The organism is Streptomyces sp. NPDC087859 (assembly GCF_044742595.1).
In the GTDB taxonomy this organism is placed as follows: Bacteria; Actinomycetota; Actinomycetes; order Streptomycetales; family Streptomycetaceae; genus Streptomyces; species Streptomyces canus_F.
Genome location: NZ_JBIUUU010000010.1, coordinates 288,892 through 306,424, shown reverse-complemented (window position 1 = coordinate 306,424; position 17,533 = coordinate 288,892). Strand labels below are relative to the sequence as shown.

The following is a 17,533-nucleotide window of genomic DNA, read 5'->3' as shown; positions in this document are numbered from 1 at the left end:
GTACTGGCCGTGGACTGGTTCACCGCACCCGACTACTGGCTGAGCCGGCTGGTCTTCCAGCGGGCCCTGGCCGGCGTGTACCTCGTCGCGTTCCTGACGGCGGCCCTGCAGTTCCGGGCCCTGCTCGGCGCGCGCGGCATGCTGCCCATCCCCCGCCATGTCCAGCGGGTCCCCTTCAAGGCGGCACCGAGCCTGTTCCACCTGCACTACTCGGACCGCTTCTTCGCGGCCTGCGCCTGGTCCGGCTGCGCGATCTCGGCGGCGCTGCTCGCCGGCCTCGACTCACAACTGCCGTTGTGGGGCGGCATGATGCTGTGGCTGCTGCCCTGGGTGCTGTACCTGTCGATCGTCAACGTCGGCCAGACCTGGTACGGCTTCGGCTGGGAGTCCCTGCTCCTCGAGGTCGGCTTCCTCGCCGTGTTCCTCGGCAACGACGAGGTGGCCCCACCGATCGTCGTCCTGTTCCTGCTGCGCTGGATCCTGTTCCGGGTGGAGTTCGGGGCGGGGCTGATCAAGATGCGCGGTGACGCGTGCTGGCGGAAGCTGACCTGCCTGGACTACCACCACGAGACCCAGCCGATGCCGGGCCCGCTGAGCTGGTTCTTCCACCATCTCCCCCGCCCGCTGCACCGGGCCGAGGTGGCGGCGAACCACTTCACCCAACTCGTCGTCCCCGTCCTGCTGTTCACCCCGCAGCCGATCGCCACGGCGGCCGCGTCCCTGATGATCGTCACCCAGTTGTGGCTGGTCCTGTCGGGCAACTTCTCCTGGCTGAACTGGATCACGATCGTGCTCGCGGTCTCGGCGCTGGAGCTCCCGGGCGACCCGCCCTCCCGGCCCGCCGCCCCGCTCTGGTACGAGATCGTGGTCCTGGCCGTCGCCGCGCTGATCGCGTACCTCAGCTACCACCCGGTGACGAACATGATCTCCCGCCGCCAGATCATGAACCGCTCCTTCGACCCGCTCCATCTGGTCAACACCTACGGGGCGTTCGGCAGTGTCAGCCGCTTCCGGTACGAGGTGGTGGTCGAGGGCACGGCCGACGAGGTGCCGCGCGAGGACTCGGACTGGCGGGAGTACGAGTTCAAGGGCAAGCCCGGCGACCCCCGGCGCTGGCCGCGCCAGTTCGCGCCGTACCACCTGCGCCTGGACTGGCTGATGTGGTTCGCCGCGCTGTCCCCGTCCTACGCCGGTTCCTGGTTCGGCACCTTCGTGGAACGGCTCCTGGAGAACGACCGCGACACCCTCAAGCTGCTGCGCCGCTCGCCCTTCCCGCCCGACGCGCCGCCCCGCTACATCCGCGCCCGCCTCTTCCGCTACCGGTACACGAGCTGGCGCGAGCTGCGGGAGACGGGCGCCTGCTGGGAGCGGACGTATGTGCGGGAGTATCTGCCGCCGACGAGGCTGGCGGGGGTGGCTCAGAGGTCGTAGACCCTGGTGGCGGTCGTCTCGAAGATCCGCCGGTCAGGGGAGCCGACCAGTTCCCGTGCCGCGTCCAGGACTTGGGCGTAGGTCGCCGCCAGACCGCACACCGGCCAGTCCGAGCCGAACATCAGACGGTCCGGGCCGAAGGCGTCCAGGACGACGTCGGCGTACGGGCGCAGGTCCTCCACGGTCCAGGCGGCAAGGTCGGCCTCAGTGACCATGCCGGAGAGCTTGCAGACCGTGTTGGGGTGGGCGGCGAGCGCGCGGAGGTCGCCGGCCCAGGGTTCCAGGGTGCCGGAGGCGATGGGGGGCTTGCCCAAGTGGTCCAGGACGAAGGTGAGTTGGGGCAGGGCGGCAGCCGCTTTGACGCAGGCGGGCAGTTGATGGGGCAGGACGATGAGGTCGTAGACCAGGCCTGCCGCGGCCACGGCGGCGAGCCCACGCCGTACGTCCGCCCGCAGCAGCCACTCCGGGTCGGGCTCTCCCTGGACCTGGTGGCGGATGCCCTTGAGGTATCGGCCGCCGGGGAGTTCCCGCAGCCGGGCCAGTTCGTCGGCGATGTCGGGACGGGTGAGATCGGTCCAGCCGACGACACCGGCGATCAGGTCGTGTGCGGCGGCCAGCGCCAGGAACTCCGGGGTCTCCTCGGCGACGGTGACCGTCTGCACGAGGACCGTCCGGTCCACTCCGGCGGCGGCCGCCTCGGGGGCGAGGTCGGCGACGGTGAAGTCCCGCCGGATCGGGCTGTCCTCGGCGATCCAGTCCTGGTCGCGCACCGACAGGTCCCAGAGGTGGTGGTGCGCATCGACCGTCACGGCAGTTCCCATACGACGGGCAGGCCGGCGGCCGCGCCCTCGTCGGAGTAGTCGTGCACGACGTCGAGCAGCTCGGCCATGCGGGCCTGCCAGGCGACGTTGACCGGCAGTTTCTCCAGTTCGGCGAGGAGCCGTCCGTAGTCCTCGCACTCCAGGACGTGGAAGAGGTCGGTGCCGCTGCGCCAGATGGTCCAGGAGGTGGCGCCGGCGGCGCGGATCGCGTCGGTGAGTTCCTTCGGGACCTCGCGGTGGGCCGCGTCGTACTCGGCGACGCGGTCGGCGCGGACCTTGGTGTGCAGGGCGACTCTCATGACGGCTCCTTCGCCGGCAGGAATCCGGTGTCCCTGAGCTCCTGCCAGAACTCCGGTGGGACCGCGGTCTCGAACTGGTCGGCGCAGTCGTGGACCTCGGCGGCCGAGCGGGCGCCGACGAGGACGCTGGTCACCGCGGGGTGGGCCGCGCAGAAGGCCAGGGCGGCGGCCCGCAGGGTGATGCCGTGACGTTCGGCGACCGACTTCAGGCGCAGGGCCCGGTCCAGCAACTCGGGCGGCGCGCTCGTGTAGTTGTACGTCGCTCCCGGCCGCGGGTCGGCCAGCAGGCCGGAGTTGAAGGCGCCGCCGACGACGACGGAGGTGCCGCGGGCCACGGCCGCGGGCAGCAGGTCGGTCAGCGCACTGTGGTCCAGCAGTGTGTAGCGGCCCGCGCACAGCACCACGTCGACGTCGGTGTCGCGGACGAAGCGGGTGAGCATCTCCGTCTGGTTCATGCCGGCGCCGATCGCCCCGACCACGCCCTCCGAGCGGAGCTTCTCCAGGGCCGGGTAGCCCTCCCGGAAGGCCGCTTCGGCGTGGTCGTCGGGGTCGTGGAGGTAGACGACGTCGACGCGGTCGAGGCCGAGCCGTTCCAGACTGGCGTCCAGGGTGCGCCGGATGCCGTCCTCGGTGAAGTCCCAGACGCGGCGGTGCGTGGCGGGCACCGCGAAGCCGTCCGCGAGGTCGTCACCGCCGCCGGCCCACGGTTCCAGGCGGCGGCCGACCTTCGTCGAGATCGTGTACTCCTCGCGCGGGTGCTCGCGCAGGGCCGCGCCGAGGCGGCGTTCGGACAGGCCGATGCCGTAGTGGGGGGCGGTGTCGTAGTAGCGGATGCCGCGCTGCCAGGCGGCGGACACGGCCTCGTACGCCTGCTCATCGGTGACCTCGGTGAAGAGGTTGCCGATGCCGGCCGCTCCGAACCCCAGGCCGCTGGGGGTGCGCGGGGTCCTCACTGGCCCGCCGGGCGCAGTCGCAGGCCGTGCATGCCGCCGTCGACCGCGAGGGAGGTGCCGGTGGTGGCGCCGGACAGCGGGCTCGCCAGATAGGCGATGGCGCCCGCGACCTCGTCCGCCGAGACGAGACGGCCGGTGGGCTGACGGGCCTCCAGGGCGGCGCGCTCGGCGGTGGGGTCGGGGGCCCGGTCGAGGAGGCGGCCGATCCAGGGCGTGTCGGCGGTGCCGGGGTTGACGCAGTTGACGCGGATGCCCTCGCGGACGTGGTCGGCGGCCATCGCGAGGGTGAGGGAGTGCACGGCGCCCTTGGTCGCGCTGTAGAGGGCGCGTTGCGGCAGGCCCGCGGTGGCGGCGATGGAGCAGGTGTTGACGATCGCGGCATGCTGCGACCGACGCAGGTGCGGGAGTGCGGCACGGGCCGCGCGGACCATGCCCACCACATTGACGTCCAGGACGCGGTGCCACTCGGCGTCGTCGTTGTCCTCGACGGTGCCCTGGGCGCCGATGCCCGCGTTGTTGACCAGTATGTCGAGGCCGCCGAGCCCCGCGACGGCGGCGGCGACCGCCTCGCGCACCGAGGCGTCGTCGCTGACGTCGGCCTTGAAGCCGAGCAGCGGCTCCGCCACCGACGAGGGGTCCAGGTCGAGGACGGCGACCCGGGCGCCGCGCGCGGCCAGGAGTTCGGCGGTGGACCGGCCGATGCCGGAGGCGCCGCCGGTCACCAGGGCCTTCAGCCCCTCGAAGTCGCTCATGCCGCGTGCCCCTTCTTGCCCGAGGTCTCGAGGTCGGCGGCCCAGAAGGCGCCGTCCGGGAACGTGTACCGCGCGATCGACTCGGCCTTCATGGCGGCCGAGAAGCCCGGCGAGGTGGGTGCCGTGTAGTGACCCTCCCTGATCACCACCGGGTCGAGGAAGTGGTCGTGCAGATGATCGACGTACTCGATGACCCGGTCCTCGGTGGTACCGGTGACCGCCACGTAGTCGAACATCGACAGGTGCTGGACAAGTTCGCACAGACCGACGCCGCCCGCGTGAGGGCACACCGGTACGCCGAACTTCGCGGCGAGCAGCAGGATCGCGAGGTTCTCGTGGACGCCGCCGACGCGGGCCGCGTCGATCTGGACGACGTCGAGGGCGCCGGCCTGGAGGAGCTGCTTGAAGACGACGCGGTTCTGGACGTGCTCGCCGGTGGCCACCTTCACCGGTGCGACCGCCTGGCGGATCGCCGCGTGGCCGAGGATGTCGTCGGGGCTGGTGGGCTCCTCGATCCAGTAGGGGTCGAACTCGGCGAGGGCCTTGGTCCAGCGGATCGCCTCGTCGACGTCCCAGCGCTGGTTGGCGTCGATGGCGACGCGGACGCCGGGGCCGACGACCTGGCGGGCGACGCGGCAGCGCCGTACGTCGTCGTCGAGGTCCGCGCCGACCTTCAGCTTGATCTGCCGGAAGCCGTCGGCGACGGCCTGGGTGGCGAGCCGGGTGAGCTTCTCGTCGCTGTAGCCGAGCCAGCCGGGAGAGGTCGTGTAGGCGGGATAGCCGCGCTCCAGCAGCCTGGCCGTGCGGTCCCCGGCGCCCTCCCGGCCCTTGCGGAGGATCTCCAGCGCCTCCTGGGGGGTGAGGACGTCCGTGAGATAGCGGAAGTCGATCTGGGCGACCAGCCACTCGGGGTCGGCGTCGGCGAGCAGCCGCCACAGCGGCTTGCCCGCGCGCTTGGCGGCCAAGTCCCATACGGCGTTCATGACGGCGCCGATCGCCATGTGCATCACGCCCTTCTCGGGGCCGAGCCAGCGCAGCTGGCTGTCGCCGATCAGGTCGCGGTTGAGGGTCCCCGGGTCGGCGCAGAGTTCGTCGACGTCCCGGCCGATCACGTGGTGCCTGAGCGCGTGGATGGCGGCCACCTGGACCTCGTTGCCCCGCCCGATGGTGAAGCTGAAGCCGTGCCCCTCGTGTCCGTCGGTCCCGTCGGTGCGCAGGACGACGTACGCGGCCGAGTAGTCGGGGTCCGGGTTCATCGCGTCGGAGCCGTCGAGCTCGCGCGAGGTCGGGAAGCGGATGTCGTAGGTGTCGAGCGCGGTGATGCGGGCAGGGGGGCCGGGGGTCGGTGACACTGAGGGCCTTTCGGTCGGGGTCGTGGGAACAGGCGGGTCAGTCCTGGGCGCGGCCGGTCGTCACCCGGGCGATGATCAGGGCGAGCAGGATGATTCCGCCGTAGATGGCCTGGATCCAGAAGGACGGCACCTGGGCGAGGGTGAGCAGGTTCTGGACGACGCCGAGGAGGAGTACGCCGGTCAGGGCGCCGAACATGGTGCCCTTGCCGCCGTCGAGGCTGATGCCGCCGATCACCGCGGCCGCGAACACGGTGAAGATCATGTTGTTGCCCTGGTTGGCGCTGATCGCGCCCACGTACCCGGTCTGCATGATCCCGCCGACCGCGGCCAGCGTCCCCGCGACCACGAACACGCCGAGCATCACCCGTTCGACGCGGATACCGGCGGCGCGGGCCGCGTCGGCGTTGCCGCCGATGGCGTACAGGGCGCGGCCGATGCGGTGGTACTTCAGGACGAGTCCGGCGACCGCGAAGGCGATCGCCGCGACCCACACCGACATCGGGACGGTCAGGAAGGTGGTGGTCGCCAGGGAGTAGAAGCTGTCGGGCATCCCGAACAGCGTCTTGCCCTTGGTCGCGCCGACCAGCAGTCCGCGCAGCACGATCAGCATCGCGAGCGTCACGATGAACGCGTTGAGCTTGAACTTGACGACGAGGATGCCGTTGAAGGCGCCGACGGCGGCGCCCACCAGGAGGACCGCGAACAGGGCGAGTGCGGGCGGGAGTTCGGTCCCCCAGCCGGACTGGGCGGCCGGCAGCACCAGCAGCGCGCCCACGGCGGGTGCGATTCCGACGACGGACTCCAGGGACAGGTCGAACTTGCCGGTGATCAGCACCAGCGACTCGGCCAGCACGACCATCGCGAGCGCGGCGGAGGCGCCGAGGATCGAGATCAGGTTGCGTTCGGTGAGGAACGAGTCGTTGACGATCGTGCCCAGCACCATGAGCACCAACAGGGCGGGCACGAGGGCCAGTTCACGGGCGCGGCGCAGCAGGACCGTACGGGCCGACCGGGTGGCCGGGGCTCGTGCGGGCGCGAGCGGCCGGGCCGCCTTGAGGTCAGCCATGGTCCACTCCTTCTATGGAGGCGATCAGCTCGTGGTCGCGCCAGCCCGCCGGGTGCTCGGCGACCACGCGGCCGTGGAAGAGGACGAGGACGCGGTCGCAGCGGCGCAGGTCGTCGAGTTCGTCGGAGACGACGAGGACCGCGGTGCCGTCCTCGCGGGCGGTGTCCACGCGGGCCAGCAGGGATTCCTTGGACTTCACGTCGACGCCCGCGGTGGGGTTGATGAGCACCAGCAGGCGGGGGTCGGAGGCCAGGGCGCGGGCCATGACGACCTTCTGCGCGTTGCCGCCGGAGAGGTCGGACACCGGCTGGTCGGGGCCCTCGGTGTGGATGTCGAGACGCTCGATCAGCTCGGTGGCGAAGCCGCGCTTGCGGTCGCTGCCGACGAAGCCGAAGCGGCCGAGCCGGTCGAGGACCGTCATGGTGGCGTTGTCGCCGACGGTCATGCCGAACACCAGGCCCTGGCCGTGCCGGTCGCGCGGGACGCAGCCGACGCCGGCTTCCAGGGATCCGCGCACGTCCCCGAACGGCAGCCGCTCGCCGTCGAGTCGGGCTGTGCCGCCGGTGGGCTTGTGCAGTCCCGTGAACGATTCGGCGAGCTCGGTCTTGCCACTGCCGCTGATGCCGGCGAGCCCGACGACCTCGCCGCGCCGGACGGTCAGGTCGACGTCCTGGTAGGCGTCCGAGGTGAGGCCGCGCGCCTCCAGGACGACGGGCGCGGTGCCGTCCACGTCCCGCACCGCCACGGTCTGCTCGGCGATGGTCTCTCCGGCCATGGCCTCGACGAGGGCCGCGCGGGGCATGTCGGCCACGGGGGCCGTGGTGATCCAGCGGGCGTCCCGCAGGACGGTGACGGTCTGGCAGACCTCGTAGACCTCCTGGAGATGGTGGGAGATGAAGAGGAACGTGACGCCGTTCTCCTGGAGGGCCCGCATCCGGGCGAAGAGCCGCTCGATCTCCCGGTTGTCGAGCTGGGCGGTCGGCTCGTCGAGGACGATGAAGCGCGCCCCGAAGCTCAACGCCCGTGCGATCTCGACCATTTGGCGGTCCTCGACCTTGAGGTCGGCGGTGCGCGCCTCCGGGTCGACGTGCACGTCCCAGGTGTCCAGGAGCGTCGCGGCCTCCTCCCTGAGGCGGCGCCAGCTGATGAAACGGCCCTTGAGGGGCTGCCGGTTGATGAACAGGTTCTCGGCGACGGTGAGTTCGGGGACGACGGTCGGCTTCTGGTAGACGCAGGCGACCCTGCGGCGCCAGGCGTCCCGGTCGGCGAGCCCGGGTGCGGGCTCGCCGTCGAAGCGGACCTCGCCCTCGTCGGGCGCCTGGAGGCCGGTGAGCACGGTGACCAGGGTCGACTTGCCGGCGCCGTTGCGGCCGACGAGGGCGTGGGACTCGCCGGGCAGGACGGTGAGCCTGCCGTCGGCGAGCGCGGTGGTGGGGCCGTAGCGCTTGACGATGCCGCGGGCCTCGACGAGGGGGGTGATGGCCTGGCTGCTCATCCGACCGTGTTGCCCCACAGCTCGGGGTCGTCGACGTTCTCCTTGGTGACCAGGGGGGCGGGCAGCTGGTCCTCGAGGATGCCGCTGGGCAGCTTGACGATGGTGGAGTCGTGGTCCGTCGGGCCGGGCCGGAACGTCTTCCCCTGCATCGCCGCCTTGATGTAGTACATGCCGTACTTGGCGTACAGGTCGGCGGGCTGGGAGACGGTGGCGTCGATCTGGCCCTTGCGGATGGCGTCGTACTCCTGCGGGATGCCGTCGTTGGAGACGATCGTGATGTGGCCCGCCTGGCCGGCCTTCTTGAGCATCCCCTTCGACTTCAGGGTCTGCAGGGTCGGCGCGAGGTAGACGCCGCCGGCCTGCATGTAGATGCCCTTGATGTCGGGGTTGGCGTTGAGGAGGGTGTCCAGCTTGGAGGCCGCGGTGTCGGACTCCCACTTGGCGGGGATCTCCAGCACCTTCAGCTTGGGGAACTTCTCCTTCACACAGGCGCGGAACGCCTCCGAGCGGTCCCGGCCGTTGACCGAGGCGAGGTCGCCCATGATCTGCACGACTTTGCCGGAGGGGATCTGCTTGCCGAGGTAGTCGCAGGCCTTCTCGCCGTAGGCGACGTTGTTCGCGCGGACGACCATGGCGACCTTGCCCTTGTCGGGCGCGACGTCGACGGCGACCACGGGGACGCCCTTGCGTTCTGCCTGGTCGAGGCCGGCCTCGATGGCGGCGCTGTCCAGCGGGGCGACGACCAGGCCTTCGACGCCCTGGTTGAGCTGGTTGTTGATGTCGGTGATCTGCTGTGAGGGGTCGCTGTTGGAGTTGACGGTCTTCAGCGCGTCCACCTCCTCGGACTTCGCCATCTTCGGGACGTAGTCGTTGTACGACTGCCAGAACGGCGAGGTGAGCAGGGGCAGGATCACCCCGACCTTGCCGGTGCCGTCCCCTTTCCCGCCGTCGGCCGAGCCGGCGCTGTCCTTGGTGCTCCCGCACGCGCCGAGCACGAGCGAGGCGACCGCGGCCGCTGCCACCGCGCCGACCATCCGGGAACTGTTCCGCTTTCGCACTGTCCTGCACGGCATCTGACGGCTCCTCGTTGAGCGTGTTCGAGCAGATGACCGCATACTTATCAGACCACTCGGCCGGAGGAACAGCCTCAGGCGGCGAATTTTCCGGAGTTTGGGCCATAGTGGTCCGACCACATCCGTGGCTAGACTTCCGCCACCTGGTGAGTGGAGGAATGGCGTGGACGACGAGACGGCCCCGCAGAAGGGCACCGTGACCCAGCGCGCCATCGACCGGATCAAGGCGATGATCGGCGAGGGCCGCCTGGAGCCGGGGCAGCGGCTGCCCACCGAGCGGGATCTCGCGGTCCAGCTCGGCATCTCCCGCAGCTCGATGCGCGAGGCGATCCGCGCGCTCACGGTGATGGGGGTGCTGGAGGCACGGCACGGATCGGGCATCTACGTCACCCAGCTGGAGGCCGGGGATCTGCTGGAGACGTTCGGTGTGGTCGCCGATCTGTCCCGGGGACCGCGGCTGGTGGAGCTCCTCGAGGTGCGCCGCATCCTGGAGTCGACGGCGACGGCCCTGGCGGCGGCGCGGATCACACCGGACCAGCTGGCTGAGGTGGAGAAGCACCTGACGGCGATGAACGCCACGGAGGACCCCGAGGAGATCCTCGCCCACGACATCGCCTTCCACCGCGAGATCGCGGCGGCCGCGGGCAACGAGACCATGGCCGCGATCCTGGACGGCCTGTCCTCGAGGACGTTCCGCGCCCGGGTCTGGCGGGGCTACCAGGAAGAGGGGGCCTTCGAGCGGACGCGGCGCGAGCATGCCGCGATCCACCGGGCGCTGCTGGCCCATGATCCGGAGGCGGCACGGGCCGCGGCGGCCGCGCATGTGGGGGAAGTGGAACAGTGGCTCAAGAGCCAGCTCGGGACCTAGACGGGGAGCGTGCGTACCTGCGCCTCTGGCAGCTTGCTCCACCAGTGGCCGTAGCGGCTGTAGACGTTCGGCTCCCGGTCGGCCAGTAGCGCGCCGAGCGAACGGGCCTCCTCGGCCAGGCCCTCCCAAGCCTGACGCGGCAGGTCGTGGAAGGCCGTCGCCTCGATGCCGCCCTCGACCGGCCGCCACACCCCGGCCACGTATCCGTCGACCAGCAGTGTCGGCAGTACGTCGCCGTTGGTGCGGGTCACCAGGCGGCGGTAGTCGGGCGGGATCACACGGCCGCGGTCGTGATGGGCGAGCAGGGTGCTGTCCCACATCGCCATCAGGCGGGGCGGGGCCGGGGTGTCGGCGGGGGGACGCGGGCCGCCGGGGACGTCGTACACCTTCGTCCCCTCCGGCCCCTCCAGTTCCTCCACCGCCTCGCCCAGCGCGCGCAGCGCCGTCCGGACCCGCGCCCTCCGCACCGTGGCGAACTGCGCCACGTCCGCGATCGAGGCGGGCCCGAACGCTTCCAGGTACCGCAGGGTGAGGGCCTGCAACGCCTGCTCCTGCGGCGCCGGTTCGCCGGTGAAGCGTCCCTCGGCCGCCGCGACGTACGCCGGCGCGTACGCGAAGGACCACGGCCCGCCCGTCGGCACATGCACCAGCGGCGCGTACGACCGCAGCCCCCACCACGCCCCGTCCTTCTTCTCCGCGCCCACCCGTTCCGCGAGCCACGCCGTCATGTCCCCGTTCGACCGGGGCTGCCCGGCGAACTCCAGGAGCCCCGGCTCCAGTTCGGCCGCGTCCGCCGGTGTGAGCCCGGCGGCGGCGAAGCGGTGGCCGAACCGGGAGGCGTACAGCGTCGGCCGCATCGCCTCCCGGACCATCCGGTAGTCGTCGCGGTGGACGGCGTGCAGGGTGATCCGGAGCAGGGTCGCCTTGACGAGCGTGCGGTCGGCGAAGGCGGCGTCCAGGTCGGCCGGTGCGAAGCCGTCGATCCGGTTCCACAGCGCGAGATACGGCGATGCCGGCTGTTGCGCCTGGAGCGCCAGGAGTCGCCGGACCGCTTCGGCGACCCCCGACGGCTCCCGGCGCAACAGCAGCTGACGGGCGAGTGTGGCCCGGTTGAGTTCCCGCGCGGTGATCGTCACGTCCCGGATTGTGCCCTCCCGAACCGGAGCGTCACCAGTTCGAACGGGCGCAGTCGCAGCGCCACCCGGTTGCCGTCACGCTCCACCGCGCCGTCGGCCGGCGGCCGCTCCAGCAGATCCGTGGCCGCGACCTCCGCGACCTCGAAGTCCGCCGTGAGCGTCGCCCTGGCCCGGCCCCCGTGCGCCTCGTGCAGCCGCACCACGACGTCACCGCTGCCGTCGTCGGCCAGCTTCACCGCCGTGATCACGACCGCGTCCCGGTCGACCGTCACCAGCGGCCGCACCTCTCCCGCGCCGGCCATCCGCCGTTCCGGCAGGTTGATCCGCCACCCCTCACGCACCGCGTCCCCGATGGACGCCCCGGGAATCAGCGCATGCCGGAAGCGGTGGACACCCTGGTCGGTCTCGGGGTCGGGGAAGCGGGGGGCGCGCAGCAGGGAGACGCGGACTGTGGTCGTCGTACCCCTGTCGCCCTCGGTGCGGACCGTGCGGGTCACGTCGTGGCCGTACGTCGAGTCGTTGGTGAGGGCGACGCCCCAGCCCGGTTCCTCCAGGTGGACGAAGCGGTGGTTGCAGGCCTCGAACTTGGCCGCCTCCCAGCTGGTGTTGGTGTGCGTGGGGCGGTGGAAGTGTCCGAACTGCGTCTCCGAGGCATAGCGTTCGGCGTGCACGTCCAGGGGGAAGGCCAGCTTCAGGAACTTCTCCGTCTCGTGCCAGTCCACCTCGGTGTCCAGCAGCAGACTCCGCTGCCCGGGCGCGAGTGACAGCACCTGGGTGACGCGGGACGAGCCGAAGGACCGTACGATCCGCACGCCTTCGCCTTCGGGGGCGATCTCGTCCGCGTCGGTCAGGTCCGTCACCGTGTTGCGGTAGAACTCGTCGACGTCCCACGCGTCCCACATGTTCGGGAAGTCCGGGTGGAGTTGGAGGAGGTTGGCCGCGGCGCCCGGGGCGATGGTCTCGCGGTCCGCCTCGATGTCGTACGCGGAGACGACGAGGCCCCGGGCGTCGATCTCGATCCGCAGCAGACCGTTGTCCAGGACGAAGCCGCCCGAGGGGCGCGGGGTGAGGTGGGTGCGGCCCTCGGCGGCGGGGGTGCTCGCGCCGCCCGCGGGGACGCCGTCGCGGGTGTGCGGTGCCGAGTTGAACACCAGCTCCCGCACGCCTTCTCCGGCCAGGGCGCGTTGGGCCGCCTCGATGATCGCGGTCAGTTCCCCGGCGATCCGTTCGTAGGTCCGCCGCGCCTCGCGGTGCACCCAGGCGATGGACGACCCCGGCAGGATGTCGTGGAACTGGTGGAGCAGCACCGTCTTCCAGATCCGGTCCAACTCCTCGTACGGGTAAGGGAGTCCGGCGCGCACGGCGGCCGTCGCCGCCCACAGTTCCGCCTCGCGCAGGAGGTGTTCGCTGCGTCGGTTGCCCTGCTTGGTCTTCGCCTGGCTGGTGAGGGTGGCGCGGTGGAGTTCGAGGTAGAGCTCGCCGACCCAGACGGGGGCGTCGGGGTATTCGGACTCGGCCTTCTCGAAGAACTCCGCCGGGGTCTCCCAGACCACGGTCGCCGAGCCCTCCAGGTCGCGCAGTCGGGCCGCCTTGGCGACCATCTCGCGGGTCGTGCCGCCGCCTCCGTCGCCCCAGCCGGTCGGGGCGAGGGAGTGCCGGGCGACCCCCTTGTCCTTGAAGTTGCGGGCCGCGTGGGCGATCTCGCTGCCCTTCATGGAGCAGTTGTAGGTGTCGACGGGCGGGAAGTGCGTGAAGATGCGGGTGCCGTCGATGCCCTCCCAGCGGAAGGTGTGGTGCGGGAACTTGTTCGTCTGCGACCAGGAGATCTTCTGCGTCAGCAGCCACTTGGAACCCGCGGCCTTGATGATCTGCGGGAGTCCGGCGGCGAAGCCGAAGGTGTCCGGCAGCCACGCCTCGTCGTTCTCGACGCCGAACTCGTCGAGGAAGAACCGCTTGCCGTGCACGAACTGACGTGCCATCGCCTCCGATCCCGGCATGTTGGTGTCCGACTCCACCCACATGCCGCCCGCCGGCACGAACCGCCCGTCCGCCACCGCCTTCTTCACCCGCGCCCACACCTCGGGCCGGTACTCCTTCACCCAGGCCCACTGCTGGGCCTGGGACATGGCGAAGACGAACTCCGGCTCGTCCTCCAGAAGAGCCGTCATGTTGGAGGTCGTACGGGCCACCTTCCGTACCGTCTCCCGCAGCGGCCACAGCCACGCCGAGTCGATGTGGGCATGGCCGACGGCGCTGATGCGGTGGGCGGAGGGCACGGCGGGTTCCGACAGCACCGTCTCCAGGCGTACCCGCGCCTGCGCGGCGGTGCCGTTGACGTCCTGGAGGTCGATCGCGTCCAGCGCCTTCTCCAGCGCCCGCACGATCTCCCAGCGGCGTGCGGAGTCCATGGGCAGCTCGTGCATCAGCTCGCCGAGCACCTCCAGGTCGAGGACGAGCTGCCACACCGCCTCGTCGAAGACGGCCAGGTCCATGCGGGTGAGCGTGTACTGGGGCTCGCTGCCCGCCGTCTCCTTGTCGCCCAACTGCGTGGGCAGGAACGGGTGGTAGTCGAGGATGACGGGGTTGGAGGCGGCCTCGACGTGCAGCCGCACCTCCTCGCCGCCCTCGACGGGCGCGCCGATCCGCACCCACTGATTGCGCGGGTTGAGGCCCTTCACCGGCGTGCCGTCCGGCCGGTAGACGAGGCCCTCGCACTGGAAGCCGGGCATGTTCTCGTCGAACCCGAGGTCGAGCAGGGCCTCCACGGTCTTGCCGGCCCACGCCTCGGGAACGGTCCCGGTGACCCGGAACCAGCTGGTCCCCCACGGAGCACCCCAGCGCGCCCCGACCTCGATCGGCTCGGGCTCACCGGCCAGCCCCTCGGCAACCGGCACCGGCTCGCCGGGGGCATGCCACACCGCCACTTCCAGCGGCACGGAGTCGGGGTACACGGCGGGGCGGATGCGCTCGTCGAGGACGCGCTTGAGACGGGCCTCGACCAGGGTGCGGTCGTCATGCATGCGGGGTGCTCCAAGGCTGAGGGGGGATGGTTACCAGGTGTGGGTCAGGGTCACGGGCGCCGACGACGTGTACAGCTCCCCCACGGCACGCAGTTCGAACCGCGCCGCGCGCTCGCCCTGTTCCGGTCGGAGCCCGCTGAGGAAGTACGCCCGCTGGCAGGTGGCGCCGAGGAAGCGCCGGGTGCCGTCGGGGAGGACGCGGTGCAGGGTGCAGTGGCGTATGTCGCCGGGGGCGGGATTCCAGGCGAGGCGCAGATCACCTCCGGAAGCGGCGGTGACACGGAAGCCGGCCGGGGCGCCGGGCGCGCTGACCGCGTCCCGGACCGCGAGACCGCCCAGCCGCCACTTCACGGGCCCGTCGGTCGCGGTGAGCCGCACCCCGAGCCCCCGGACGGTCCCGGTCAGGCCCGAGAGCCGTACGGTCGAGGTCTGCCAGGTCCCGGCCGCGTTCACGGGGAAATAGGTGTACGCACTCGACCCGGCGGTCGCCACCGCCAGTTCGACCTTCACGGCGCCCGCGTCGGTCCGGTGCGTCAGCTCGACCACCGTGTCGCCGGTGACCGGCAGGCGTGTCGCATAGACGTCCAGCTCGGCCGGCGCGTCCAGTTCGCCCTCCACCAGCACACTGCTCCCGCCACGCCACGCGTCCGCGAAGTCGAAGCCGACAGCCGGCCGCTGCCCTTCCGTCCGGACCACCCACCGCCGTGACGGCAGCCGGTCCTGGAGGCCGAGGTGGTTCCAGGGCGCGTCCGATGTGACCGCGCCCTCCTCGTACCATCGCAGCCCGTGCCCGGTGTTGAACACGCTCGCGAACGGAACGGACGTCACCGTCGAACGGTCGGCGACGGACACGGCGGGCGCCCGCCAGGTGTCGGTGGCGTCGGGCCGTGACGGGTCGAGTGAACGGCCGGACCAGAAACGGTCGTCGGCCGCGTGGAAGTCCTCCGGTGTGCGCGTCGCGGGCAGGTGGTTGCGGGTCCACTCGGGCCGGTACAGACCGATCGAGGCGATGTGCGCCCGGTCGGCGGGCACGATCGCGTCCCAGTTCTCGGAGGTGTTCCAGCCGTTCGCCTCCACGTCGACGCCCGCCCACAACTCGTACCGGCTGCGGCCGAGTTGCTGGACCAGCAGTCCCGACGACTTGAGACTGTCCGGCGTCCAGCGGAAGTCCACGAACATGTCGTCGGCGGCCTCGAAGAAGGCCTGGTTACGGCTGTTCAGCGCGCCCTGCCAACTCACCGACCCGTTCACGGTCATCGAGTCGTACCAGGTCACCCGCTGCCCGCGGGCCGCCGCCAGGGACTTCAACTCCCGCAGGAATCCCAGCATGGCCGCGCCGAGAGCGCTGTCCCCGCCGCCGGTCTCGGCGTTGACGAACCACCCGTCGAAGCCGTACGCGGCGGCGACGGCGACGAGTTGCGCGGCGAGCGGATACCGCCCGGCGGAGTCCTTCTGCACCAGATCACGCGTCCACTGGAGCTGACCGCCGTACGCGGCCGGCGGCAGGAAGACGTTGCCGAGGACGGGCACGCCGTGCCGGTGGGCGGCGTCCACGACCGGGGCGTTCGGTGCCAGGATCAGTCCCTCGCCCGAGGAACCTCCCCAGAAGACCAGTTCATCGATGTACGCCCAGTGCCCGAACGCGTAGTAGTCCGCCGTCGCCGCGCCCTGCGAGGGGTTGCTCGACGTCGGCCCGAAGGAGACCAGGGACTGGATGCGGGCCTGCCCGGAGCGGGCCGTCGGGTTCGGCGGGGGCGGGGTGAAGCGGGCGGCGAGCGGCACGGACGCCGCGTTGAAGGCGAGGTCGGTGTCGTCGGCGGCTCGCCAGGCCTTGAGGCTGCGCCAGGTGATGCCGGTGCCCGGGGTGCCCGAGGGGAGCGAGTCGGGGTACCAGTAGGAGGCGTACGGCTGGAGCGCGGCGGCCGCCTTCGGTGCCGCCGCGGCGGGCGGCGCCGGGAACAGGGCGGCAGCGGCGCCGGCTCCTGCCAGCAGGACGGTGCGTCGGGTGGGGTTCACGAGCGGGTGCCTCCAAGGAGTACCTGGTCGGACGTGACGACTTCCGTGATGCCGCGCGCGGTGAGGTGATCGCTGTCCTCGGTGCGCGTGTCGAGGACGGTGGTGGGTCGGGCGCCGTCGGCAACGAGCCGGAAGAAGGCGTCGTACACGGGGCCGCCGGGTGCGCACAGCGACCGTCGCGACGGGTGGGCGGGGACGACCAGTGCCGCGGTGCGGGGTGCCGGGGCCGATCTGTGCTCGCCGGCCGCCTTGGCCAGCACCCGGGCGATGTCCTTGGGGCGGCGGTCGTTGGTCAGTACGCCGAGTCCGTATTCGAGCGCGGGGAAGTCGGCGAGGTCCCGCGACACGTCGTGCGAGCACCACCAGGTGATGCCCCACAGGTCGGGGCAGTCCAGGGCGTGCGCGACGGTCGCCTCGGTGAAGGCGGCGGCGTGCTCGGGCGGGATCAGGGGCGCGGGTGCGCCGACCTCCTGGAGCCAGACGGGGCGGTGCGGCTCGTCGGCCCACGCCTTGCTGAGCTCGACGAGGTACGCGGCGTGGTGCTCGGTCGGCACGGAGGTACGGCCGTGGCGCTGGGCGGTGCCGTTGAAGACCCAGGAGTGCACGGCCGTGACGGCGCCCAGGCGGGCGGCCTGCGCCGGGGTGAACGGCTGGTCGTCCTGGTACCAGGTCGCGTCGTACTCGGCGTGCAGGTGCAGCCTGCCCGGCGCCCCTTCCTCACAGGCGGCCAGCAGTCGCGCGAGCCAGGCGTCGATCTCGTCGGAGGTGGCGCGGTCCGGGTCCGGATGGGGGCCCGCCGAGAACTGGTTGACCTCGTTGCCCAGGGTCATGCCGATGAAGTTGGGCCGGTCGGCCAGTGCCGCGGCGAGCGTGCGCAGGTAGGCCGCCTGGCCCTCGACGACCTCCGGATCGGTGAAGAGGTTGCGCCGGTGCCAGGTCCGGGTCCAGGCCGGCAGGAAGTCGAAGCTGCTCAAGTGCCCTTGCAGACCGTCCACGTTGACGTCGAGTCCCCGTTCGGCGGCGGCGTCGGCCAGCCGCACGAGATCCGCGACGGCCCGTTCGCGGATCAGGGTGCGGTTGGGCTGGAAGTACGGCCACAGCGGGAAGACCCGGATGTGGTCCAGACCCAGCGCGGCGATCGAGTCGAGGTCGGCGCGGACGGAGTCGAGGTCGAAGTCGAGCCAGTGGTGGAACCACCCTTCGCTGGGGGTGTAGTTGACGCCGAAGCGCACGGCAGCAGGCATGCGGTAG

The 17,533-nt window shown here is 71.4% G+C and carries 14 protein-coding genes; 2 read left to right on the top strand and 12 right to left on the bottom strand.

Features of this window, described 5'->3' with window-relative positions:
- Window positions 1-9 precede the first annotated feature (9 nt).
- A complete protein-coding gene (locus ACIOHP_RS26025) occupies window positions 10-1,431 on the top strand; it encodes a lipase maturation factor family protein (protein WP_361555848.1) in 1,422 nt (473 codons plus the stop codon).
- Here ACIOHP_RS26025 and ACIOHP_RS26020 read toward each other — a convergent pair.
- The 8 genes from ACIOHP_RS26020 to ACIOHP_RS25985 are packed head-to-tail and all read right to left on the bottom strand — an operon-like array spanning window position 1,419 to window position 9,242.
- Window positions 1,419-2,240, bottom strand: a complete 822-nt coding sequence (locus tag ACIOHP_RS26020; protein ID WP_401891365.1) for an amidohydrolase family protein — start codon at window positions 2,238-2,240, stop codon at window positions 1,419-1,421. The genes ACIOHP_RS26025 and ACIOHP_RS26020 overlap by 13 nt on opposite strands.
- Window positions 2,237-2,551 carry an L-rhamnose mutarotase gene (locus tag ACIOHP_RS26015; protein WP_361491170.1) on the bottom strand — a complete coding sequence of 105 codons (315 nt, stop codon included), beginning with the start codon at window positions 2,549-2,551 and terminating at the stop codon, window positions 2,237-2,239. Before ACIOHP_RS26015 ends, ACIOHP_RS26020 begins: the two co-directional genes overlap by 4 nt.
- Complete coding sequence (locus ACIOHP_RS26010; RefSeq protein ID WP_401891363.1) at window positions 2,548-3,504, bottom strand: aldo/keto reductase; 957 nt, start codon at window positions 3,502-3,504, stop codon at window positions 2,548-2,550. Before ACIOHP_RS26010 ends, ACIOHP_RS26015 begins: the two co-directional genes overlap by 4 nt.
- Window positions 3,501-4,256, bottom strand: coding sequence for an SDR family NAD(P)-dependent oxidoreductase (locus tag ACIOHP_RS26005; RefSeq protein WP_401891361.1), 756 nt, complete (start codon window positions 4,254-4,256; stop codon window positions 3,501-3,503). The genes ACIOHP_RS26010 and ACIOHP_RS26005 overlap by 4 nt, the downstream gene beginning before the upstream one ends.
- Window positions 4,253-5,608 (bottom strand): L-fuconate dehydratase, encoded by a 1,356-nt coding sequence (locus ACIOHP_RS26000; RefSeq protein ID WP_361555708.1) that lies wholly within the window; start codon window positions 5,606-5,608, stop codon window positions 4,253-4,255. Before ACIOHP_RS26000 ends, ACIOHP_RS26005 begins: the two co-directional genes overlap by 4 nt.
- Window positions 5,609-5,645: 37 nt before the next feature.
- Window positions 5,646-6,674, bottom strand: coding sequence for an ABC transporter permease (locus ACIOHP_RS25995; RefSeq protein WP_401891359.1), 1,029 nt, complete (start codon window positions 6,672-6,674; stop codon window positions 5,646-5,648).
- Window positions 6,667-8,169 carry a sugar ABC transporter ATP-binding protein gene (locus ACIOHP_RS25990; RefSeq protein WP_401891357.1) on the bottom strand — a complete coding sequence of 501 codons (1,503 nt, stop codon included), beginning with the start codon at window positions 8,167-8,169 and terminating at the stop codon, window positions 6,667-6,669. Before ACIOHP_RS25990 ends, ACIOHP_RS25995 begins: the two co-directional genes overlap by 8 nt.
- Window positions 8,166-9,242 carry a sugar ABC transporter substrate-binding protein gene (locus tag ACIOHP_RS25985; RefSeq protein ID WP_401891356.1) on the bottom strand — a complete coding sequence of 359 codons (1,077 nt, stop codon included), beginning with the start codon at window positions 9,240-9,242 and terminating at the stop codon, window positions 8,166-8,168. The genes ACIOHP_RS25990 and ACIOHP_RS25985 overlap by 4 nt, the downstream gene beginning before the upstream one ends.
- A gap of 163 nt (window positions 9,243-9,405) precedes the next feature.
- Here ACIOHP_RS25985 and ACIOHP_RS25980 point away from each other — a divergent pair, with 163 nt between their 5' ends.
- Window positions 9,406-10,110 (top strand): FadR/GntR family transcriptional regulator, encoded by a 705-nt coding sequence (locus ACIOHP_RS25980; RefSeq protein ID WP_361555720.1) that lies wholly within the window; start codon window positions 9,406-9,408, stop codon window positions 10,108-10,110.
- Here the strand turns inward: ACIOHP_RS25980 and ACIOHP_RS25975 are convergent.
- From ACIOHP_RS25975 to ACIOHP_RS25960, 4 genes are read right to left on the bottom strand one after another with little or no spacing between them, the layout of a single operon-like run.
- Window positions 10,107-11,246, bottom strand: a complete 1,140-nt coding sequence (locus ACIOHP_RS25975) for a winged helix DNA-binding domain-containing protein (RefSeq protein WP_401891354.1) — start codon at window positions 11,244-11,246, stop codon at window positions 10,107-10,109. The genes ACIOHP_RS25980 and ACIOHP_RS25975 overlap by 4 nt on opposite strands.
- Window positions 11,243-14,266 carry an alpha-mannosidase gene (locus tag ACIOHP_RS25970; protein ID WP_401891353.1) on the bottom strand — a complete coding sequence of 1,008 codons (3,024 nt, stop codon included), beginning with the start codon at window positions 14,264-14,266 and terminating at the stop codon, window positions 11,243-11,245. The genes ACIOHP_RS25975 and ACIOHP_RS25970 overlap by 4 nt, the downstream gene beginning before the upstream one ends.
- Before the next feature lie 30 nt (window positions 14,267-14,296).
- Complete coding sequence (locus tag ACIOHP_RS25965; protein WP_401891352.1) at window positions 14,297-16,282, bottom strand: endo-beta-N-acetylglucosaminidase; 1,986 nt, start codon at window positions 16,280-16,282, stop codon at window positions 14,297-14,299.
- Window positions 16,279-17,526, bottom strand: coding sequence for a glycosyl hydrolase (locus ACIOHP_RS25960; protein ID WP_401891350.1), 1,248 nt, complete (start codon window positions 17,524-17,526; stop codon window positions 16,279-16,281). Before ACIOHP_RS25960 ends, ACIOHP_RS25965 begins: the two co-directional genes overlap by 4 nt.
- Window positions 17,527-17,533 lie beyond the last annotated feature (7 nt).